18 protein-coding genes are annotated in these 20,428 nt (G+C 56.2%); 7 read left to right on the top strand and 11 right to left on the bottom strand.

Annotated elements, in window-relative coordinates; translation table 11 throughout:
* Nucleotides 1-307 precede the first annotated feature (307 nt).
* Nucleotides 308-646 (top strand): hypothetical protein, encoded by a 339-nt coding sequence (locus AC53L6_RS06125; protein WP_496907180.1) that lies wholly within the window; start codon nt 308-310, stop codon nt 644-646.
* A 119-nt stretch (nt 647-765) separates the two neighbouring features.
* On the opposite strand, the gene AC53L6_RS06120 is transcribed toward AC53L6_RS06125, so the two are convergent.
* Together AC53L6_RS06120 and AC53L6_RS06115 are read right to left on the bottom strand one after the other, a co-directional pair.
* Entirely contained in the window at nt 766-1,395 is a 630-nt protein-coding gene (locus AC53L6_RS06120; protein WP_496907179.1) for a class I SAM-dependent methyltransferase, read from the bottom strand.
* Nucleotides 1,392-2,843: an MFS transporter gene (locus AC53L6_RS06115; protein WP_496907178.1), complete on the bottom strand. Its 1,452-nt coding sequence runs from the start codon at nt 2,841-2,843 to the stop codon at nt 1,392-1,394. Before AC53L6_RS06115 ends, AC53L6_RS06120 begins: the two co-directional genes overlap by 4 nt.
* An 85-nt stretch (nt 2,844-2,928) precedes the next feature.
* Between AC53L6_RS06115 and AC53L6_RS06110 the strand changes: the two genes are divergently transcribed.
* Nucleotides 2,929-3,342 (top strand): Rrf2 family transcriptional regulator, encoded by a 414-nt coding sequence (locus AC53L6_RS06110; RefSeq protein WP_496907177.1) that lies wholly within the window; start codon nt 2,929-2,931, stop codon nt 3,340-3,342.
* 117 nt (nt 3,343-3,459) lie between these two features.
* Here the strand turns inward: AC53L6_RS06110 and AC53L6_RS06105 are convergent, their stop codons facing one another.
* From AC53L6_RS06105 to AC53L6_RS06095, 3 genes are read right to left on the bottom strand one after another with little or no spacing between them, the layout of a single operon-like run.
* Nucleotides 3,460-4,398 (bottom strand): DMT family transporter, encoded by a 939-nt coding sequence (locus AC53L6_RS06105; protein ID WP_496907176.1) that lies wholly within the window; start codon nt 4,396-4,398, stop codon nt 3,460-3,462.
* A gap of 25 nt (nt 4,399-4,423) precedes the next feature.
* Entirely contained in the window at nt 4,424-5,116 is a 693-nt protein-coding gene (locus AC53L6_RS06100) for a type 1 glutamine amidotransferase domain-containing protein (RefSeq protein ID WP_496907175.1), read from the bottom strand.
* A 42-nt stretch (nt 5,117-5,158) separates the two neighbouring features.
* Nucleotides 5,159-5,593, bottom strand: coding sequence for a nuclear transport factor 2 family protein (locus AC53L6_RS06095; RefSeq protein WP_496907174.1), 435 nt, complete (start codon nt 5,591-5,593; stop codon nt 5,159-5,161).
* 110 nt (nt 5,594-5,703) lie between these two features.
* Between AC53L6_RS06095 and AC53L6_RS06090 the strand changes: the two genes are divergently transcribed.
* A complete protein-coding gene (locus AC53L6_RS06090) occupies nt 5,704-6,570 on the top strand; it encodes a LysR family transcriptional regulator (RefSeq protein ID WP_496907173.1) in 867 nt (288 codons plus the stop codon).
* A 270-nt stretch (nt 6,571-6,840) separates the two neighbouring features.
* Here AC53L6_RS06090 and AC53L6_RS06085 read toward each other — a convergent pair whose 3' ends face one another.
* Nucleotides 6,841-7,278 (bottom strand): MarR family winged helix-turn-helix transcriptional regulator, encoded by a 438-nt coding sequence (locus AC53L6_RS06085; RefSeq protein ID WP_496907172.1) that lies wholly within the window; start codon nt 7,276-7,278, stop codon nt 6,841-6,843.
* 133 nt (nt 7,279-7,411) lie between these two features.
* On the opposite strand from AC53L6_RS06085, the gene AC53L6_RS06080 reads away from it, so the two are divergent.
* Nucleotides 7,412-7,873: a (2Fe-2S)-binding protein gene (locus AC53L6_RS06080; RefSeq protein WP_496907171.1), complete on the top strand. Its 462-nt coding sequence runs from the start codon at nt 7,412-7,414 to the stop codon at nt 7,871-7,873.
* A 2-nt stretch (nt 7,874-7,875) separates the two neighbouring features.
* Nucleotides 7,876-10,110 (top strand): xanthine dehydrogenase family protein molybdopterin-binding subunit, encoded by a 2,235-nt coding sequence (locus AC53L6_RS06075; RefSeq protein ID WP_496907170.1) that lies wholly within the window; start codon nt 7,876-7,878, stop codon nt 10,108-10,110.
* A 246-nt stretch (nt 10,111-10,356) separates the two neighbouring features.
* Here AC53L6_RS06075 and AC53L6_RS06070 read toward each other — a convergent pair whose 3' ends face one another.
* Both AC53L6_RS06070 and AC53L6_RS06065 read right to left on the bottom strand, forming a co-directional pair.
* The gene (locus AC53L6_RS06070) at nt 10,357-10,998 is read right to left on the bottom strand and encodes a hypothetical protein (RefSeq protein ID WP_496907169.1); all 642 of its coding nucleotides are present in this window, start codon (nt 10,996-10,998) and stop codon (nt 10,357-10,359) included.
* Entirely contained in the window at nt 10,995-11,651 is a 657-nt protein-coding gene (locus AC53L6_RS06065) for a hypothetical protein (protein WP_496907168.1), read from the bottom strand. The genes AC53L6_RS06070 and AC53L6_RS06065 overlap by 4 nt, the downstream gene beginning before the upstream one ends.
* A gap of 195 nt (nt 11,652-11,846) precedes the next feature.
* On the opposite strand from AC53L6_RS06065, the gene AC53L6_RS06060 reads away from it, so the two are divergent.
* Together AC53L6_RS06060 and AC53L6_RS06055 are read left to right on the top strand one after the other, a co-directional pair.
* Nucleotides 11,847-13,364: a DUF4403 family protein gene (locus AC53L6_RS06060; protein WP_496907167.1), complete on the top strand. Its 1,518-nt coding sequence runs from the start codon at nt 11,847-11,849 to the stop codon at nt 13,362-13,364.
* A 75-nt stretch (nt 13,365-13,439) separates the two neighbouring features.
* Entirely contained in the window at nt 13,440-13,904 is a 465-nt protein-coding gene (locus tag AC53L6_RS06055; RefSeq protein ID WP_496907166.1) for a hypothetical protein, read from the top strand.
* A 221-nt stretch (nt 13,905-14,125) separates the two neighbouring features.
* Here AC53L6_RS06055 and AC53L6_RS06050 read toward each other — a convergent pair whose 3' ends face one another.
* The 3 genes from AC53L6_RS06050 to clpB form a co-directional block, all read right to left on the bottom strand.
* Nucleotides 14,126-14,677, bottom strand: coding sequence for a hypothetical protein (locus tag AC53L6_RS06050; protein WP_496907165.1), 552 nt, complete (start codon nt 14,675-14,677; stop codon nt 14,126-14,128).
* 59 nt (nt 14,678-14,736) lie between these two features.
* On the bottom strand, nt 14,737-16,755 hold the full coding sequence (locus tag AC53L6_RS06045; RefSeq protein WP_496907164.1) for an AAA family ATPase: 2,019 nt from the start codon (nt 16,753-16,755) through the stop codon (nt 14,737-14,739).
* Between the two features lie 732 nt (nt 16,756-17,487).
* The gene (clpB, locus tag AC53L6_RS06040) at nt 17,488-20,103 is read right to left on the bottom strand and encodes an ATP-dependent chaperone ClpB (protein WP_496907163.1); all 2,616 of its coding nucleotides are present in this window, start codon (nt 20,101-20,103) and stop codon (nt 17,488-17,490) included.
* Nucleotides 20,104-20,428 lie beyond the last annotated feature (325 nt).

The following is a 20,428-nucleotide window of genomic DNA, read 5'->3' as shown; positions in this document are numbered from 1 at the left end:
TTCGGAGCACGCGCAGCATCTTCGTCGGCGAGCCTCCTTGTCACCGTTGAGGCCGGCCCAATCCTGCCTTTGACCAAGGGATTCCATCGCTGCGGTGCGGCTCACCAAAGCGGACCTCTATCGGGCGCGGAGCATTCGGACTTCATGAATAGGAAAGTCGCGTAACAAAAGAAAGTTGCGTAACAAAAGAAAGTTGAGTCTTCGGCTTCTGCTGATATAGCGCAACAATATCAGACAGAAGACTTGCCACGTATGCACCACCCGTGTTTTGTGATCTCGGACCCCGCAGACTGCGAAGAACACACACATGAACGACCGCCGTAAGATGAAAATCGGTGACTGGTTCGTCTGGTTTGCGCTGTTGGCAATGGGAGTGTTGCTCGGGCTGGCAGTTGTTGCACTCGTGGGTTTCGAAGAGCCTGCCTTCTTTCTATCGATTATCTTCTACTTTATCCCGATTGGCTTTGTTTTTGTTTTCGCGTTCTTCATGTTCGAACTGGCGGGTCTTCATTCGTTGGATGAAGTTGACGCATCGTCCGGAAGAGAAACGACGAAACCCAAGCCGCTCTTTCTGCTCGCTAGTCTGCCAGCAGGCTTCATCATCGGGGTTATCGAGGCAACGTTTGGTCTGAGTGGCGTATTCTAACAACTCTGATGATCAGCCGCGAGTTCGGCCCTTACCAGCCATTTGCAGTACTCAACAACGTCGTAGTGCGGCTTCCCAAAAGCAGACATCCAGTCCTGTGTTTCAAAGTAACACCTTGCTCAAATTTTGGTTAGGGCAATGACGTTGTCTAGCACTTCCGCCCTTTGCCCATCAGGTCCTTTTGCGGTTCTGGACTCTGGGCCGACAAAGACGACCTGCGGATCGGATTTTGAGTATCCTAACTCCGCCAGCTCTTCTTCTGGCGTCGGGAATTTGTGATCATGCTTGCTCCAAGACCAAGGTGCTGCGGAACCATGTGTCACCACCAGCAGTAGGCCATTGGGCTTGAGGTGGTCGTAGGCTCGCTCAAAAACCTCTCGCCGCGGGAAATCAAACGGTGTCTGTAGGAACATCGCGGAGATAAGGTCAAACTTTCCAGCGGGGAACGATTCAGTCAGGTCGTGACGCGCAAATGAGATGCAGTCTTCGACGCCGCGCCGGGCGGCATTCGCGCGCGCAATATCAAGGGCGGGTTTTGCTATGTCGACAGCGACAACATCCCAGCCTTGCAGTGCCAGCCAGATGGCATCGTCACCTTTGGCGCATCCCAGATCCAGCGCGCGACCCGGCACGCGGTCAGTCGCAAATCGTTCGAGATGTGCGGATGGCAGACCGCTCGTTTTGTGGCTGGCTTCGCGATATCTGTCATCCCAAAACGCTTGCGGGGATTGTCCGGGGGTTGGATTCATGTTGTCGCCTTTCGCGAATGAAAAACTGCGGCCAGCACGCAAAGCAAGCTGGCGAGCGCAAAGATGATGGTTGGAAAGAATAGGGCCGTTGCCACGGCCTGCGCGGTTGTTTCCTGTACTATCTCGAAATACAGGCCACCGACGATGGCGATGCTCAGCGCAATACCGATCTGTTGCACAGTCTGGATGAGACCCGCCGCCGCGCCAGCGCTGTCCTTCGGCGCGAGCGCGAGCGTGTTGGACATAAGGGCGACGTTGCTGAGGCCCATGCCAAACCCGATCATCGCCAGAGGCGGAACTAGAATTGGCGCGCTGATATCATCGCCAACAGTCCAAAAAGCCAGAATGACCAATGCAACGCCGCCGCAGGTCAGGACCGAGCCCATTGTTGGGAGTATCCACGGGTTTGACGGTGCAACACGTCCGGCAATGGATGCCCCTGCCACAGCTAACACTGGATGTGCTGCAAGGGCGACGGCCACCGCACCGGGGGAAAGCTGCGGCCCCGCCTGCAGTGCGATTGCCAGCAGAAAAGGAACACCGGCAATGCCGCAAAAGACCAACAGGATCATCGCGGCCCCCGTTAGAAAGGGGATGGATTGCAGCAAGGCGTGCGGCAACAGCGGCTCGACCCCATCTAACAATCTGTGTGATTGTGCATAGGCGACCCAAGCAAGCAGTAGTAAACTGGTCGGGATCAGGGCAGTGATCCAGATTGGCCACTCCAACGTCCGGCCTTGGGCGATCCCGAAGACCAATCCTGTGACGGCCAAGGCGACCAAAGCGGCGTGCCAAGTATCTAGCGATTTCGATGAGTTTTGGTTGTCGCGCTGGAGAAACAGCGCAACGATCGCCATCGACACCAAGCAAGGCGGAGTCACCAGAAGGAAAACGACGCGCCATCCCAACCCAAATGGGTCGAGCGACAGAACGGCTCCGCCAATGATCGGACCCGCGATGGCCCCCAATGCGCTGATCATCCCGAAATATCCAACAGCGCGGCGTCTCTCCTCAGGGGGCAGGATCACTTGTGTCAGGGCAAGAACTTGCGGCATCATCGTTGCCGCCCCGATCCCCTGAATGATCCGGGCGGCGATCAGAACATTGATGCTCTGTGCCAATCCAGCCGCCAGCCCGCTTATCGCGAAGGCAAACACACCAAGCAAGAACAGACGCCGACGGCCAAGCGCATCCCCAAAGCGACCAAACGGTAAAAGCAGTGCCGCGAGCGGTATCAGATAGGCCAAGAGGATCCACTGCGATTGCGATCCCGTTGCACCAAGCTCCTTAGCTATGCTTGGAACAGCAAGGTTGACGACAGTGACATCTAGCAGTGACACGAACGCCGCAAGCAAAAGCGCCCAAACCGCCGTCCATTGTGCCCGGGGTACAGAAATCGGTTCAGCGTTCAAAAGTGTCATCAAATACGTCCGATCAAGATGATTCATGTGACTCTTAATGTCACGTGAGTGACTTTGTCAATCTCTCGTGCTAACAATTGTCACAAGAAGCCGTGTCGGCTACATAAGGTGCATGAGAACTGACAACCGGCTCCCGAGGGTGCTGCACATATTGCTTCATCTCGATGAGATTGATGGGCCTGTTACATCTGAGCGCATGGGCGAGATGTTCGGGATGGATCCCTCTTTGGTTCGCCGCACTATGGGAGGACTCCGAAAGCACGGTTTAGTGGCGTCTATCAAAGGGCACGGTGGTGGATGGCACCTGCAAAGACCCACGGCCGACATCAGCCTTTTGGACGTCTATACTGCGCTTGGCTCGCCGAACGTATTTGCAATTGGTGCCCCCGAGCCATGTTCGCCATGTCTTCTTGAACACGCTGCAAGCAGAGCAACGCAAACAGCGATGCGACGGGCGAGAGATTTGTTTGAAGAAGAGCTCAGAAGTGTTTCCGTGTCAGACTTGGCTAGCAACGCCAGTATTTGACGGCCCTTACCGGCCATTCACCGACCCTTCGCCATGCTGCGGTCGCATCCCGCATTGCCGCCATTCGCTGCAATCGCTACTTCCGATGATGGACGAACTCGCAAACTGCGGACGAAGTTACCGTTCGCTTGGGAGATCCGAATGGCCGCCTTTCAGAGCAAAGAGTAAACCAAGTGCCGCTACAGCGAGCCCCAAGACTTGAACCAAACTCGGGAACTCCATCGTCAGCGGAATACCAATCAGCAGCGCAAATCCAGGGACCAAGGCCGGGAATGTGGCGGCTTTGGCCGCTCCAAGGAGTTTGACGGCCTCAGCGAATGCGATCATCGCAACGATCCCGGACAACACACCCTGGACAACGATTTGAGTCACAAACATGGACGTGGGCAGGATGACAAAGGCATCCGGGCCTCTGACCCAAAGATACACCGGCACAACACTTATCAACCCGGCTATGGACACAACCAAAGTGACGTCAACGGCGTTCAATTTCCATCGTTGCTGCAAGACACTGAATCCGGCCCAAAGAAGCCCTGCTAAAACGAACATCACATCACCACGCAATGCCAGGAAAGACCCCGCCAGCGCGCTTGGCCCCGCGATCAGCAGCAATCCGGCAAGGATGCCAACGGCACCTGCCACTTGTCCCTTGGTCAAACGTTGCCGCAAGAAGACCCGTGATAGCAGGTAGCCGCCAAGTGTGAGTGTTGTAGGCAGTATGACTGCGCCATGGGCCAGCGGCGCATAGGCATAGCCACCAACGCTGAGCAGAATGAAGGGTGGGCCCAAAAGAAATGCTACGGCCATGGCCTGAACGGGTCGCATAGTCGGACGTGCCTCGGGTTTGAAAGTAACCCAGGCAAGCCCCATGACAGGCCCGGCAACGGCGTAGCGCAAGAAGGCAACATCGAACCCGTCGAGTCCGGCCGAAACCCCGGCACGGGAGAGTGACAGATAGGCCCCCCAGATTACTGCAGCCGCCAGCCCTGCAAGCATTCCGTATTGAACGGGGGAAAGGTTTACACCGCGTGGAACAACTGTGACTGCAAGTGACATGGGAAGGTCTCCTGTCCGGGATGCCTTAGGCGGCGTTGAGTATGGCGAGGATGCCTTGCGCACCCGCTGCTGAGGATTGTGGGTTTTGGCCGGTGACAAGATTGCCATCCGTCACCACGTTGACGCTGAAGTCGTCGGCATTGCTAATGGTGGCGCCGAGATCACGAAGACGGTCTTCCAAAAGGAAAGGCACGACATCGCTCAGAGCTACGGCGTCTTCTTCACCATTGGTGAAACCGGTGACGCGTTTTCCAGCAACCAGTGGGGTGCCATCGACCTTTCGCGCGGCGACCAGAGCCACGGGACCATGACAGACCGCGCCGACCGGTTTGCCTTCTTCATCGAAGGCTTCGATCAGGTGGGCCAACGTTTCGTTTTCCGGGAAATCCCACATGGGTCCGTGCCCGCCGGGGAAAAAGATCGCGTCAAAGGCGCCCGCGTCGAGATCAGCAATCGCTGTGGTGTTGGCCAGCGCCTGGCGGGCGTCGGTGTCGGCATCGAACCGGCGCGTTTCATCCGTCTGCCATTCGGCCAGTGCGCTTTTGGGGTCGATTGGGGGCTGGCCCCCGGCAATGGAGGCCAGGGTTACCTCTGCGCCCGCATCGCGGAACACATAGTAGGGCGCGGCAAATTCCTCCAGCCAGAAGCCGGTCTTGTCGCCTGTGTCGCCCAACTGATCGTGCGAGGTCAGGACGATAAGAATACGAGGATTGGTCATGTGAGTGTCCTTTCGAGGTGTGTTTGATTTGACGAGGTGGCGTTAGTCGATGGTCTCTTTGCCCAACTGGCGGAACCAATCCACGTTGTCCCAGAACGCGGTCATATGGGTGATTTTGCCGTCTTCGTTTGTATCCAGAATGAACAGATGTCGGACGGTGTAGGCATGCCCTTTGCTGGGGACGCCAAAGGCCTCTTTTTCCTGCGTACCGGACACATCCACGTCGATGAACGCTTTGCGCCCGCTGGCATCCTCGGTGATCGAATGCACGGTGTTGGACAGGTCGGGAAAGCTGTCGATCAGCACACCCCAGCTGCCGGGGCCAACCTGCTCAACAGGTCCTGCGAGCGCGAATGGGACGTATTCGACAACGCCTTCGGGTTGGAACATTGCGACCATCGCGGGCACGTCCTGTGCGCGGTAGTGGTCGAACAGTTTTGCGGCAATTTCTGCTGTGGTTTGTGTTTGATTGGTCATTTCCAGCTTCCTTGTTTCAGGGTTCGTTTGTCTGATGAGAGGAAGCTATCTATCGTCGGACGAGGGATTAAGATGGTATCTGGTTCAGGGATTATTGCTCAGGAGAAATAATGCGCCACCTGGATGGGCTTGCGGAGTTTTGCGCTGTTGTGACTGAAGGGGGCTTTACCCGCGCCAGCGAGACGCTTGGAGTGTCGGCCTCCTTCATCAGCAGACGGGTTGCCGATCTTGAGGCCCGCCTTAGCGTACGCCTGCTGCACCGGACCACCCGCAGCGTGAACCTGACGGACATCGGTGCGCGGTATTATGAGCGGGCCACAGCCATCCTCGATGATATCGAGACGTTGGAGGCTGATCTGGCCGAGCAACAAAACCTTGTCAAAGGCCGGATTCGTATCGCGGCGGGGGGATTGTTCGGGGAAACCTGGGCCAGTGCTCAGCTGGCAAACTTCGCGGCACTACATCCGCATGTCGAGATTGAGCTGGATATCACCGATCGGCGGGTTGATCTGGTCCGCGAAGGGTTCGACCTTGCGATACGGCATGGGATGCCGAGTGACCCCGATCTGGTTGTCCGCAAAATCGGAACGCGCCGCATGATGGTATGTGCATCGCCCGGCTATCTGGCGGATCATGGAGCGCCTGAACATCCAAACGGGTTGTCCGAGCATGCTTGCCTCACAGCGCCAGGCCAACGGTGGATGTTCTGTGAGGGTGCAGATGCATTTGAAGTCAAGGTGCAGACAAGATGGTCCAGCAACAATGGGGTTGCTCTGGCGACCGCTTGTGCAGCGGGCCTTGGAATTGTGCGGCTCGCCGAAAACTACCTTAGTGAGGGTATGGCCGATGAACGGCTGGTCACACTGCTTGAAACGTTCGAAGTAAAGCCGCAAGAAACGGTTTTGGCCTACCCGTCCCGAGATCGCCTCCCGCATCGAGTCAGGGCGCTCATCTCGTTTTTGACTGAAGTCACATAGCGTCGACGGAAGATGCATGCGTAGTGTGCAAAGATCCAATTTCGCCAATGGTCTTTCTCCTGCCACAAGCAAATCCTAGGCGAGAATGCAGCACTAGGTAACGGGTTCGTTGCAAGCCTAGGAGGCCGCGCAGCATTCGTCGTAAGTGGATCACGGAGCACAGAGGTTCATGGTCCATGGTGGGCATCCATCAGCTCTATGCATGCTGAGTTGCGGAACGCTCGGAGGAGACATTCTCTGCGAATGTAAAAGATCACAGGTCAGCCCAACCTATTCACCACCGACAGTCTTAGCGATTTTCATCATCGATTCCACAAACTGAGGCCGATCTCCATCTGGTAAGGCTTCAAGCATAGTCTTCATCGTCGCAAGCTCTTCGCTCTCCAGCCTGGCGAATGCAGTGTGCCCCTCATCAGAAAGGGCCAGTGCGATAGCACGGCGGTCCGTTTCAGGCCGCTCTCGTTGGACAAACCCACGCTCGACCAAACGATCCACGATGCTGCTGGCCGTTGTCGGAACAACGCTGAGATGTAGCGCCAGATCGGACAGCTTGCAGCCTGCATGGGAAGAGACAAAGCGCAATGTCTGAATATCGGCAGGCACAAATGCCAATTCGCGATGGGCGATCTGCACATTTGTCTCCGCGATCTTGAGCGCACGAAGAATAGTGGTTACTGCGGCGTGCAGATTTTGAATGTCTTGATCCATTTCGTGACCTTAGTTTTTCATCACCCTTTCTGAAAGACCCACACGACTGTAGCTAATAATTATTCCGCATACTGGAAATTACGATCATCGTACCTATTTGATGAGGCATGTTATCCGATACCGAGGAGGTTTCATGGCCATTTCATTCAGTCTGAACGGAAAACAAGTGTCGGTGGACGTCGATCCAGAGATGCCGCTGCTGTGGGTGGTCCGCGAGACCCAAGGCCTGACCGGAACGAAGTTCGGGTGTGGGATTGCCGCCTGCGGCGCCTGTACAATGCACGTCGATGGCGTTGCGACGCGCACCTGTATCCTGCCGATCGAAGCTGTAGAAGGAACGGAAATTCGCACGATCGAGGACATCGGCGATGCTGCACCAAGTGCTGTGCAGACCGCATGGCTGGAGCATCAAGTACCGCAATGCGGCTATTGCCAGTCCGGGATGATCATGGCGGTTGAGGCGCTGCTGGATGAAAACCCCTCCCCTACCGATGCGGACATCGATAACGCCATCACCAACATTTGCCGCTGTGGGACCTATGACCGCGTCCGCACCGCCGTCCACACGGCGGCAGACCTGCGCAGGGAGGGTTGAGCATGACTGAAGAGACGCACATCAAAAAGCCGTCGACCCTTCGCAAGTGGACCCGCCGCTCTTTCCTCGCCACCGCCGGCGTTGTTGGTGGGGGTCTGGCACTGGGCTTCACCCTGTCGCCCAACCGACTCAAAATGGCTGCCGAAAGTGCGACAACGGGCGACGAGGTTCTTCTCAACACCTGGGTGAAGGTCACACCGGACAATCAGATCACCATTTTTTTCCCGCATTCCGAGATGGGACAGGGTGCAGGGACCGGTCTGGCGCAGATGCTGGCCGAGGAGATGGAGGCCGATTGGGAGACCGTCTCAATCGTACAGGCGCCTGTGACGAACGACTATGTCAACAGCGATCTGGGGCGCGGCTACATCGTTGGGGAAGGTGCTAACATTCCGGCCTTCATGTATCCGATGCTCGACTTTGCCTTCTTGCAGATTGCAGGCGGCCTCGTAGGTCAGATGACGGGCGGAAGCACGGCCATCCGCCTAACCGGGCATCATGGGATGCGGCGCGCGGGTGCTGCGGCCAAGGAGATGCTACTCCAAGCTGCCGCGGCCGAATGGGATGTGCCGCTCACCTCCTTGACAGCGCGGGACAGTGTCATCACGCACAAGGCGTCGGGGCGCACAGCGACGTTCGGCGCACTTGCTGCCCCTGCGGCAGAGTTCACACCCAACCTGAAACCTGCGCTGAAAAACAGTTCTGAGTACCGGATCGTGGGCACGGCGAAGCCTCGGCTGGACTTGCCCGAGAAAGTCAACGGAACAGCAGAATTCGGTATAGATGTCACATTGCCGGGCATGGTCTACGCCGCAGTTGCCCTGCCGCCGGTTCGCAATGCCCGCGCCGCATCCATCGATGACAGTGCCGTTCAAACCCGCCCCGGATTTGAACAGATCATCAACCTTGGTGACGCGGTCGCTGTCACCGCAGCCAGCTACTGGACCGCGAGCCGCATTCTTGAAGACCTCGACATCACGTGGTCCGGCGGTCAAACCGAACTGTCCTCTGCTTCCGTGCGGGCCCAACAGATCAATGATCTGGAAAATGGTGACCACGAAGAAATGGACGCGGAAGGGGCAGTCGGTGACGTGCTGGCAGCGGGCAAAACGGTGAAGACAGAGTACGAGGTGCCCTACCTTGCCCATGCCACGATGGAACCGATGAATTGTACGGTTTCTCTGGCGGCGGACAGTGCCGACATCTGGGTCGGTCACCAAAACCAACTTTTTGCTCGCAATGCGGCGGCGGAAACCTTGGATATGGACCCTGACAAGGTGACGATGCATCCAGTCTATCTTGGCGGCGGCTTTGGACGCCGCGGCGAAATGGATTTCGTCACCCTTGGCGTTCGGATTGCACAAAACACTGATGCGCCCGTCAAGGTGATCTGGTCGCGCGAGACTGACATGGCGAATGACACCTACCGCCCGGCCATCCTAAGCAGGATGGCGGCCGCTGTAGACAACGGTCGTATATCCGCCTTTCGCAACCGGTATATCGACGCCCTCTCAGGCATGCCGGATAGCGAACGCCCTTTTGCGTTTCAGTACGATGTCCCGAACCGGGACATCGCTCGGGTCATCTGCCCCAGCCCGATCCCGGTCGGCACCTGGCGTTCCGTCGATTTCACGCAAATGGGCTTCTTCCACGAAAGCTTCATGGATGAATTGGCCGAAGCCGCAGGGGCCGATCCCTTGCAGTTTCGTCTCGATCATACCAGCAACCCGCGCATCCGTGCCGTGCTCGAGCGCCTGCGTACGGAAAGCAAGTGGGGCAGTGACCTGCCCGAAACCCACGGGATGGGTGTCGCAATGGTCGAAAGCTTCGAGTCCATCGTCGGCCAGGCAGTCCACGCCAGCGTCTCTCCTGACGGCGGCGTACGCGTCCACCGTGTGGTCTCAATCGTTGACTGCGGTCGCGTGATCAACCCGAGTGCCGCAGAGGCACAGGTGACCGGTTCGGTGATCTACGGTTTAACATCTGCTCTTTACGGCGAGATCACGCTGGAGGGCGGCGAGGTTCAGCAAAAGAACTTCCCCGACTACGACATGCTGCGCTTGTCAAACGCGCCCGAGCAAGACGTCCATTTCATCGAGAGCGACGCGCCACCGGGTGGGCTCGGCGAGCCGGCAGTGCCGCCGATTACACCGGCCTTGACCAACGCGCTGTACCAGATCACAAGAAACCGCATTCGGACGCTGCCGGTGTCGACGGCCGGACTGTACGCGGTCTAGAGAGCGGGGTTCTGACTGAAGTTCCAGTTGAATGGGGATTTTCCTGCTCAACACTTTCTGGTGCGGTCGGATCAAAATGAATACAATCGGCCCAAATCGGACCTTGCCTGGCAAGACAGTTGCTGCACCGCAGCTTCTCAGAAGCGGACATTTGGAAAGTTTAATCGTCTCCTAATGTTCGCCGAAAATCATACCGCCTCTTTATGCCGTCGGCTCCCCAGCCGCTAAAGTTTTTTCACGCCCTCACTATGTCACCTTGGGCAACAGATCACGGAATCCTTCTTGCAGCGATTTCTCTCCATCAGCATCGGCGGCAAGCCGCATAACCTCGATCTCGGATGGAATAAATCGGTCCATATCTCTGATCGCAAGGCTCAGTAGTCGGCTCGATTCACTCTCAAGGTCTTCGGCGACTATGTTGAGCGATCGGGCCACCCTGCCTAAAGCGCGGGCATCGGCGCGCATGACCCTTTGGCTGGCATCGCGACCGGGAAAGTCTACGACACCATCGGGATCAGCCGCCTTGTCGCGTTGCCAAGTTGCATCCAGCCTAGCCGCTTCTGAAAGCAGGCGTCCCCTTTCCGCTTGCCTGTCTTCGATCTCTTCCAAAACGCGATATTGTTCGCATATGATACGATGGGCCTCCAGGATCAGTTCCATCGGCTTGATGTCAGCTGCCCCGACTTGAGAAAAAGTGGCTTGCCGTTCGGCAAGTCGGCTGCGACAAGCGTTCTCGTCGTCAAATCGGTTTTCCTGTCTGAAACGCTCAGCAAAACTCTCTGCAATTTCCAGAATGCGTTCCTGCTGCGCAACGGCGGCATCAGATGCGCTCTCGGCCACCGCTGGGCCGCCAAAAAACAAGGCCAAGATAAAAACTACCCGTCTCACGAGTTATTCCCTTCCATTAAATCAATAACGTTTTCGCCAAGCAGCTTCGCCACACGTTCACCATAAAGCCGCTCAAGAATTCCAAGCGAGCGAATAACCTTTGTGTTGTTTCCGAAGCGGCGCAGAAAACCATACTCACTCAGAAGAATGACAAGATTCCGCGTTGTTGCGGGTGACATGACTTCAATCAAGAGGCATCCTAACGACGTCTGATCATATCGCAGACCGAGATCATCGGCTTCGTTGACCATCAGATCAATTTGGTAGTCTTCAAGCAAACCTTTTTGCAGGCTGCTTAGCGGCTTGCCCGAGGCCGTGTAGCGACGGTTTCCATTGCGCATGCCATCAATCCGGGTTTTCAGTTTGCTATTGTGACCCTCCAGGTAACTGCGCAAACGGTCCGCATCACTGTTAAGCCGAAATAGCTTCATCAAGAAAAGAAACTGCGCCAGTGTTTCGACATTGCTGTGGTTCAGCTGCTTGACCTTTGCTGGACCAATTTTGTCCATGACCGTGTTTTGATCGAACTCTTCCAAGCCTTCTTGTTCGGAGACATATCGGCACGCCTCTTCAATGACGCTACTATAAAAGTCGCCTCGCGCTGCCCCTGCGGATGCCACGAACTCGAAAATTTCTCCCAGTGTTAACGACACAACGCGCCATTCTCAATTCTTGAAAGTACTTTGAAAGCCTAAAAACAACGTTCGATTCGAACAAGCGTTTTGAGCGATCAGGCACGCTCCATATCAAAATTAGCCCTTTTGAGAATGCCTGATGCACAAGGCCGTCATCAACAACAGGTGGCGATGGAACGACAAACAAAAGCCACCTCAAACTGGAGTAATCCCATGCGGAAGTTTCTTAGCTCTGTAGCTGTAATTGGTGTTCTTGCAATGTCCCCAAGCGTTGCCCTTTCGGGTGAGGCCACGGGTGCACTTTTGTCTAACCATGCGTCGGTGTCGGAAATCTCGGTCCCGCTCAGCATTGACCTTGCCGCAGTTCAGGCGGCGCTAAATGCGCAGGTGCCAAAGCGTCTGGAAACAATCAACCAGAACAATGTGAAATGCGTGGAAGCGACTTGGCTCAAAACAAAAGTTCCTGAGTTTCGTGGGTTGAAGATCTACTCGCGCACGCTCAAAACGAAGATCACGCCCGACATTTACTGCGATCTTCGCGGTCATGTGGATCGCCGTGGCGACATTTCTTTGACTGGCGATGGAAACACGATCCGCTTTTCTCTTCCGGTGCATGCAAGCGTGACTGCCGATGCCGACGTCGTTCAGGAAACGGCGAAAGCCGACGCAATGGTCTTTGTTGACGCGACACCCGGCATTTCGTCCGACTGGACGCCCACTTTGGATGTCAAAACCAACTTTCGTTGGGATAAGCGTCCGACAATCAAGCTGCTCGATCTGATTAAGATCACTTTTGGCAGCAAGGTCGAACCAAAGCTGAAAGAAGAGATCGCTAAACTGGAAGCTCAAATCCCAGACATCATGGCGACGCTTGACGTGCGCGGTGAAGTCGAAACGCTTTGGATGCAGGTTCAGGAGCCGGTTCAGATCGCGGAGGACCCTTCTGTCTATGCCGTCTTCAAACCAACCGGTGTGGGCTTCTCCGGCCTGAACGTGGTGGGCGATGAACTGAAGGCGCAAGTGGCGATCAAGGGCGAGACGTCTGTGGTCGTGGGTCCCATGCCTGTGGTCGAAACGGTGCCGCTGCTTCCCTTGGAGAGCATCGAGCCATCGGACGGTCACTTTGCCTTCGCAGTGCCTGCGGTTGTCGAAGAGGCTGAGCTTCAGTCGATTGTCGATACTCACGTCGGCGACGGCATCACGATCGACATTGAGGAAGAGGCCCTCGGCGGGCAGTTCTCCGCCTCGAATGTCACTGTCGAAGTGGACAAAGAGAAAGGTCTGCGCGTGTCGGCGGATGTGGCGTTCGACAATCGCTCGGGCTGGCTCAAAACGATCGATGTGTTCGACTGGTTTGACTTCAGCGGCTCGGTTTCCTTCGAAGTTGTGCCGGAAATCGATCTGGAGACAAACCGCATCTTCGCAAAGTCGGTCCGCGTTTCGTCCGAAACGACTAGCGGTTTGGCGGATGCCTTGATCGAAGTGCTCGACATGCCAATCGTCCGCGATGAGCTCGCAAAGCTGATCGCTTATGACTACTCATCCGAATTGGACGCGGCACTTGTCGCTGCGAACGCTGCGATCGCGGAGGAGCTCGTGCCAGGTGTCGTAATCGACGGCGCGATTGAAGCCGCGGGTGTCGAAAACCTGGTGGTGTCGGAAGGCGCGTTGTTGGTTATCGCGAACGCGACAGGCCGCGTGTCGGTCCAGGTCGAAGAACTGTCGAACTAAGGCCGCGTGCACTTGGGCGCTCCCGATGATCGGGGGCGCTCTTTCAGTAAAATCTCCAAATCGAAGGTAGATGATATGAAAGGCATCCTTGTTGCAGTCCTTTTGTCTTTTGCGGCATCCCACGGAACCGCAAGCGGTGTTCTTGATTGGATGTTTCCGGCACCCGTTGAAACGCCGGTCAACCGTGCCCACCTGACCTTGCCAGACGCCGAATTGCGTGGAGCGCCCGGTGACCCGCGTGTCAGCGACCCAAGATGCAAGTCTGTTCGTAATGACTGGACATGGTTCTCAGACCACTTAAGCGCAACGGTCAGCTACGTTGTCGAAGGTGAACCAGGGCGAAACTACGAGGTTGGCACTGGCGTTTCCATGTTTGGAAAACCGCGCGGCGGAACCTATGATGCTACGGGCAAATCTGAGGTAACCGCATTTGGATTGGGCGCCATCCATGTCAGGGCACGCGATGGCATGGGGCAGATGGTTGTCTGCGTCGCGGTCGGAGACATCCGCGAGATCGAATTCTTGAACTTTCAATTTTAGCTAGTCCGCGACCAAGGCTCAGCCATTGGGGATGTTTACCATGTTTGTATAAGGGTCACTTTCAGGCGGGTGGCAAAGACGGCTCGTCCGCAAGAACTCCTTCAGGGAGGCTTCGTATCGCCGCGGCCCAGAGCTGCCCTTAGCGCATCAGGCAGCGCCGCTTCCTCAAAACGGAAGTTGGCTCTGTATGCAAAAGATGGCTTTCACGAAGAGAGATGACACTAAACCAACTCCTTAGCGTCGACGACACCGCCTAGCAGGCCATTCAGCGCTGGCAATGAACGCTTCACAGCACTGAGCATCTTTTCTCGGCGGAGAAAGTTTGCGGTTTGCATATTCACCCAATTTCGAAACTCACCCGGTTCTTCGGGACCAGTCTGAGCGCATTCCAGGGCCAGATCACCGATGCGCCCAATTACGTCGAGAAACTCTGCCTTCGTTCGGTGCCCAAGCTTCAGAAAGTAGTAGTCTTCGCCTAATGCTCGAAACACGATGCAAGGCAGTTCAGAATGCTTGATTTCAAGGTGATTTATGACTGCCCTTGCAAGCTGAATTCCATACACATACTCGTTGGTGTGGTTGACTGTGTATCCGTTGCCCTCGTGAGGTATTAGTAGATGGAATGAGCTCCCAACGTGCGCGTCAAACCCTCGTCGGGCCGCGAGGACCCAATCAAGTTTTTCTCGACTATAGCTATGATCTATATAGGTTCCGACCAATGCCCTTTGGCGCTCGAATTTTTCGATCTGTTGCTGTGTTTCAATCAAATACATCTATCAACATATCCTTGGTAAATCGCTTCACCTCGTCGAAAACTCTAATCCCGCCGTACTCACTTTAGGGCTGCATTTACAGCACCTATGAGCTTCGTCCACTGTTCCCGCTCGCGTTCACTCAAGTCCGAAGCCTCATGATCGCGAGACCACCGAACAAATACCTTCGCGAGTCGATACTTGGAGAAATCTTTGATTTCGCTCTCTAAGATACTGACAAGTGGCCTCTGTGGCTGCTTACCCGCTGTATCGGAAACATCCCAACCGAGTTCCGATTTTGCGATACTCATCAAGGTATCTCGCAGAAGGTCTTCTACTTCGGCGGCTTTGATCTCGTCCGGCAAGTAGTCTTTCGTTCTAAGAATGCCCTTGTTTCCAAGCGTATGAACAAGAGTATCTTGTTTCGCGGCCTGATCTCCGGCGCTGTCAGAATCGAGAAGAGCTGCCACTTTGAAGCCTTGCGCGTGAAGGATCGTTGCGAAATAGACGACCTTTCCCGCTGTGTTTGCAGGAACTAAGGCAATCTTCTCGTTAAGGTTTGCGTCCTTCGAGGCGCGTAAAAGCTGCGAGACCGCTTCGAGATACCAGTAGTCTGTCAGACCCTCCAAAACGAGGTTTTGCTTCTGTGTGAAAAGGCTCTGCGCGAGATCGTATCCAAGCGCTTCTTGCAACGGAAGCAACGCTGCCGGATCATTTGCCGTGATCGAGGTATGAACCTTCGTGCCCTCCTTACGGCTACTCATTTCAACCACGCGAACCAAATCGAGCTCGTCCGGACCGACAAGGAATGGCGAATGTGTCGTGTAAAGTGTCTGATTTCCTTCTGCCAAGCGCGTAATTGTCTTGCGAAACTCTCTCTGCTTGAGCGCATGCAAGCTCATGCCTGGCTCATCTAGCAGCAAGACAGCATTCTTATGTTCGCCTTGGGCTTCAGCAAAGAACACAACGAAGAACGAAACGAGCCACTGAAACCCTTCGGAACGCTGATCGAGCTCAACTTCGACACCAAGGTCGTCTTCAACTGTAACCTTGAGATACTGCCCATCGGCGCGGAGCCGAAGTTTTGCCGCCTCGCCCTTGCTTTCATCCGGTTTCCAAACAGATCGAATTTCTCGAGTTAGACTGACCTCGGCAGCATTCAACTGATACTGCCTCTCATCTAGCTTCTCTCGGAATGCCTCCAAGGCCTCCGGATCGTTCGCATCTGGGTCAACCGAAGCACCCATTTCAGAGAGCTCCGATGCGTCGAAGCCCAATAGCTTCAGAAGGCAAACATTGCCATAGTCGTAACGCTCATCATCGAGTGTGCCGTTGGTGATCCTAGTAGCAAGTTGCTTCAAGTGAATGAGCGGGCGGACCCGGAAATAGTTGCTGAACAGGACGAATACAGGAACGCGCTTCCGAAGGGCCTGAACCGCCGCGTTGCGCGCATCACCAATCTCGATTTCATCCTTGAGGCTATCGAAACGCGCCTCCTCTTTCTCATTGTCTTCATCAATGAGCGGGACAACAGACTCCAACCAACTTCGTAATGCCTGGGCCTTTTCCCCTTCAATCGTTTGGAAGCCATACCATGCCGCCGTCGCCGCCTTAAGTGTCTCTGTCGGAGATTGCTCCGAGCTATCTTCCGAAGGAGTGAACTGCTTGTCTGCGTGGGCGGCGAGGCGGAGCAAATCCTTTTCTAGGTCCTTATAGGCCTTCTTGGCAGGCGCGCCGATTAGCCTATGGCCGGTCGTGTTGTCTAAATTGCGCCAAAGAGCATAGTTCGCGTCCTTCATGCCTTCCGGGAGATACATACGATCATCATCGTCCAGCTCAAACTCTGCCTCGACCACCCGAACATTCGGAGGATCGACCTCGCCCAAAGTGATCTTGTTGTAGTGCGCTCGCGGATAGTCCCTTAGTGCACTGAGAGGCTTGATGCCTTCCGGGGGATTGAGATGCTGGATCGCTTGAAGCAGCGCTGTTTTTCCCGCCTCATTTGGACCGACCAAAATAGTCTTGTCGCCATCAACCTCAAATTCTTCGCTGTCTATAACCGACCGATAATTTTGGACGTGAACTTTCTTGATCTTCACAATTGTTCCTCGGTGAATTGCACCCATCGATTGAAAGTATGCCCCTTATTCTCGAAATGAAACAACCTTCACCTGAGAGCGCCTACAAACTTAAGCGTTCAAGTGTCGTTTTTTGGGGGGTTATAACGGGTGCTGTTCCAAAGTCCGGTTTGCGTGAGCAGTATTCCGTTTCGCACATGCAGCGAAGGACCGCTTCCCGCCCCGCCTGCTGATGGCCAGTTCAAGCCGGAGCAATTTTAATGTGTCCGCTTTGGGCTGGGAGCAGTCATTTCACAGCACAGGGGAAACGCAACTCCGTCCCTTGAGCCGGCCCAATACAAGCCCGTGGGGTGGTGTCGCACCGTACATTTGGTAGCGCTTTATGGTCGCCAAGCACATTCCACAGAAGTTCTGTTCGAGGCAGCACCCAAAACACCAGCCCGCCGGGACGGGCTTGTGTTGGGCCGGCGCCTTCGGCTTGAATCCGGTCTGGGCAGTGATTTGAATGAATGCGGTTTCGTCCTGCCGATCTAACGCATGGGTCGATCCAGCAGCGTCGGCTTTGGACTGGCAACTGCCACTAAAATGTCCCGCACGAAAGGCCACCACAAGTCAGGCAAGTCACGCTGGTGTGACGCTCCAAAACCTAACAAATCCTAAACCCACCCCTGTAACCCATTGAAGTCTATGGGGGCGGGGGATGTCCCAGCGTGGGACACCCCCCCAAAAGGCCCCATCCGGGGCCCATCAAGATCAGTGGATCACCGCATCCTCGGGACGGGGTCGATTGGTCCCCGAAACCCGGTCCCCGATGATCAATCCATCGGATCCAGCGGTCACTTCGACCGTGTCTCCATCCTTGATATCACCGGCCAGCAGCATCTCTGCCAGCGGGTTCTGGAGCGCCGATTGGATGACCCGTTTCAAGGGTCGCGCGCCGAAGACAGGGTCATACCCCTCATCGGCCAGCCACGTCCGGGCCCCCTCATCCAGCAACAGCTCGATTTTCCGGGCCGCCAGCCGTTTGAGAAGCCGGGCCATCTGGATGTCCACGATCCCGTCCATATCGTCCCGCCCCAGCCGATCAAAGATGATCGTCTCGTCCAGGCGGTTCAGGAACTCGGGCCGGAAATGCGCCCGCACCGCATCCATCACATCCCGCCGCGCATCGCTCGCATCCGCCCCATCCGGCAGCTGGCTCAGCGCCTGCGCCCCCAGGTTCGAGGTCAGGATGATCAGCGTTTGCTTGAAGTCGACCGTCCGGCCCTGACCATCGGTCAGCACCCCATCATCCAGAACCTGCAACAGAACGTTGAACACATCCGGGTGCGCTTTTTCGACCTCATCGAACAGCACCACCTGGTACGGTCGGCGCCGGACACTTTCAGTCAGCGCGCCACCTTCATCATACCCGACATACCCCGGAGGAGCCCCGATCAGCCGCGCGACCGAATGCTTCTCCATGTACTCCGACATGTCGATCCGAACCATCGCGTGCTCGTCATCAAACAGGAACTCGGCCACCGCTTTGGTCAGCTCGGTCTTACCCACACCGGTCGGCCCGAGGAACAGGAACGAGCCCAGCGGCCGGTTCTCATCGTTCAGACCCGCCCGCGCCCGACGCACCGCATTGGCCACCGCCCGCACAGCACTGTCCTGACCAATCACACGGTTGTGCAGCTGCTCTTCCATGCGCAACAGCTTCTCGCGCTCGCCTTCGAGCATCTTGGAGGTTGGAATACCGGTCCAACGTTCAACAACACTCGCGATCTGCTCGGGCCGTACAGCCTCCGCCACCATGGCATCGGTCTCGGCCCCTTCGGCCTCGCCCAGCTTGCGCTCAAGATCAGGGATCACGCCGTAGGACAGCTCACCCGCTTTCGCCAGATTGCCTTCACGCTTGGCGATATCCAAAGCCGCCCGCGCATGATCCAACTGCTCTTTGATGTCCCGGGCCGAGGCCAGCTTGTCACGCTCGCCCTGCCACTGCGCCGTCATCTCGGCGCTGCGTTCCTGCAGATCGGCCAAGTCCTTTTCAAGCGTCTCAAGCCGATCTTTCGAGGCTTGATCATCCTCAAGGCGCAGCGCCTCAACCTCGATCTGCATTTGCAGGATCTGACGGTCAAGTGCGTCCAATTCCTCGGGCTTGGAGTCGACTTCCATCCGCAAGCGCGACGCAGCCTCATCCACCAGGTCGATGGCCTTGTCCGGCAGGAACCGGTCCGTGATGTAGCGATGGCTCAGAGTCGCGGCGGTCACCAGCGCACTGTCAGACACGCGAACACCGTGGTGGAGTTCATACTTCTCTTTGATCCCGCGCAGAATGCTAATCGTATCCTCGACCGTTGGTTCGGCAATCATGACCGGCTGGAACCGGCGGGCCAGTGCCGCGTCTTTCTCGACATACTTGCGATACTCATCGAGTGTTGTGGCGCCCACGCAATGCAACTCACCCCGCGCCAAGGCCGGCTTGATCAGGTTCGCCGCGTCCATCGCGCCATCCGTTTTGCCCGCGCCCACCAGCGTATGCATCTCGTCGATGAACAGGATGATCTCGCCCGCGGCTTCGGTCACTTCGGTCAGAACCGCCTTCAGCCGCTCCTCGAACTCTCCGCGATACTTCGCACCAGCAATCAGGGCGCCCATGTCCAAGGCCAGCAGCCGCTTGTTGCTCAAACTTTCGGGCACGTCACCATTCACGATGCGCAAGGCAAGCCCTTCGGCAATGGCCGTCTTACCGACACCGGGTTCACCAATCAGAACCGGGTTATTTTTGGTGCGGCGACTCAACACTTGCATCGCACGCCGAATTTCCTCGTCCCGGCCAATGATCGGGTCAATCTTGCCCGCCTCGGCACGTTCGGTCAGGTCCATCGCGTATTTCTTCAACGCGTCATACCCTTCTTCGGCGCTTGCGCTGTCAGCGGTCCGTCCCTTGCGAATGTCGTTGATGGCGGAATTCAAAGCCTGCGGGTTCACCTTGCCCGCCGCAAGCGCATCCTTCGCACCGGATTTGACCATGCCAAGCGCCATCAAGATGCGCTCGACGGGCACAAAGCTATCACCTGCCTTCTTGGCCAGCGCCTCGGCTTCGGCCAATACCTTGGCCGTTGCGTTGTCCAGATAGACCTGTGCGGCATCGCCCGTCACCTTGGGCATCTTCGCCAGCGTCTGATCCACATGCGTCAGGACGCGGGCAGGATCGCCACCGGCACGCGTGATCAGGTTGGATGCAAGGCCCTGCTCGTCATCCATCAATGCTTTCAAGATATGTTCGGGGGACAGTCGTTGGTGGCTGTCTCGTGCAGCGATCGTCTGAGCTGCCTGTACAAAGCCGCGCGACCGCTCCGTGAACTTCGACAAGTCCATGGGTTATTTCTCCTTTGTCAGCGCCCTTTTCAAGCCGCGCCCTCCCGGAGGCACGCGGCCCAGCGGGCCTACGAAAACAAGATGGGGAACCGCCAAACGTTGCACAAGTGCCACAGGTGGAATTCCTACGCGTTTTTCAGGGCCGCTATCGGTCGCGCTTCTACGCGTCAGCATCACGTCAATCCTTCACATTCGTACGGCACATTCACAACTTTTGGCAAAACCCCGCCGATTCAATGAGTTAGCCAAAGGGCCATTTTCCATACGCATCCGTTGCGAAAAAGTTAGCAATTTCAGAATCTTGCTTAAAATCAGCTGCTTAATC

It is taken from the genome of Tateyamaria sp. LSS28 (genome assembly GCF_059611725.1).
Note: the sequence above shows the minus strand (reverse complement) of the source record. Positions and strands in the feature narration are given on the sequence as shown.

Excerpts from the sequence above, each read along its gene's own strand:
- AC53L6_RS06090 (WP_496907173.1), top strand. The coding sequence starts at position 5,704 with ATGCGCCACCTGGATGGGCTTGCGGAGTTTTGCGCTGTTGTGACTGAA.
- AC53L6_RS06095 (WP_496907174.1), bottom strand. The coding sequence starts at position 5,593 with ATGACCAATCAAACACAAACCACAGCAGAAATTGCCGCAAAACTGTTC.
- AC53L6_RS06060 (WP_496907167.1), top strand. The coding sequence starts at position 11,847 with ATGCGGAAGTTTCTTAGCTCTGTAGCTGTAATTGGTGTTCTTGCAATG.
- AC53L6_RS06075 (WP_496907170.1), top strand. The coding sequence starts at position 7,876 with ATGACTGAAGAGACGCACATCAAAAAGCCGTCGACCCTTCGCAAGTGG.
- AC53L6_RS06125 (WP_496907180.1), top strand. The coding sequence starts at position 308 with ATGAACGACCGCCGTAAGATGAAAATCGGTGACTGGTTCGTCTGGTTT.
- clpB (WP_496907163.1), bottom strand. The coding sequence starts at position 20,103 with ATGGACTTGTCGAAGTTCACGGAGCGGTCGCGCGGCTTTGTACAGGCA.
- AC53L6_RS06085 (WP_496907172.1), bottom strand. The coding sequence starts at position 7,278 with ATGGATCAAGACATTCAAAATCTGCACGCCGCAGTAACCACTATTCTT.
- AC53L6_RS06120 (WP_496907179.1), bottom strand. The coding sequence starts at position 1,395 with ATGAATCCAACCCCCGGACAATCCCCGCAAGCGTTTTGGGATGACAGA.
- AC53L6_RS06055 (WP_496907166.1), top strand. The coding sequence starts at position 13,440 with ATGAAAGGCATCCTTGTTGCAGTCCTTTTGTCTTTTGCGGCATCCCAC.
- AC53L6_RS06115 (WP_496907178.1), bottom strand. The coding sequence starts at position 2,843 with ATGAATCATCTTGATCGGACGTATTTGATGACACTTTTGAACGCTGAA.
- AC53L6_RS06105 (WP_496907176.1), bottom strand. The coding sequence starts at position 4,398 with ATGTCACTTGCAGTCACAGTTGTTCCACGCGGTGTAAACCTTTCCCCC.
- AC53L6_RS06110 (WP_496907177.1), top strand. The coding sequence starts at position 2,929 with ATGAGAACTGACAACCGGCTCCCGAGGGTGCTGCACATATTGCTTCAT.
- AC53L6_RS06100 (WP_496907175.1), bottom strand. The coding sequence starts at position 5,116 with ATGACCAATCCTCGTATTCTTATCGTCCTGACCTCGCACGATCAGTTG.
- AC53L6_RS06080 (WP_496907171.1), top strand. The coding sequence starts at position 7,412 with ATGGCCATTTCATTCAGTCTGAACGGAAAACAAGTGTCGGTGGACGTC.
- AC53L6_RS06050 (WP_496907165.1), bottom strand. The coding sequence starts at position 14,677 with ATGTATTTGATTGAAACACAGCAACAGATCGAAAAATTCGAGCGCCAA.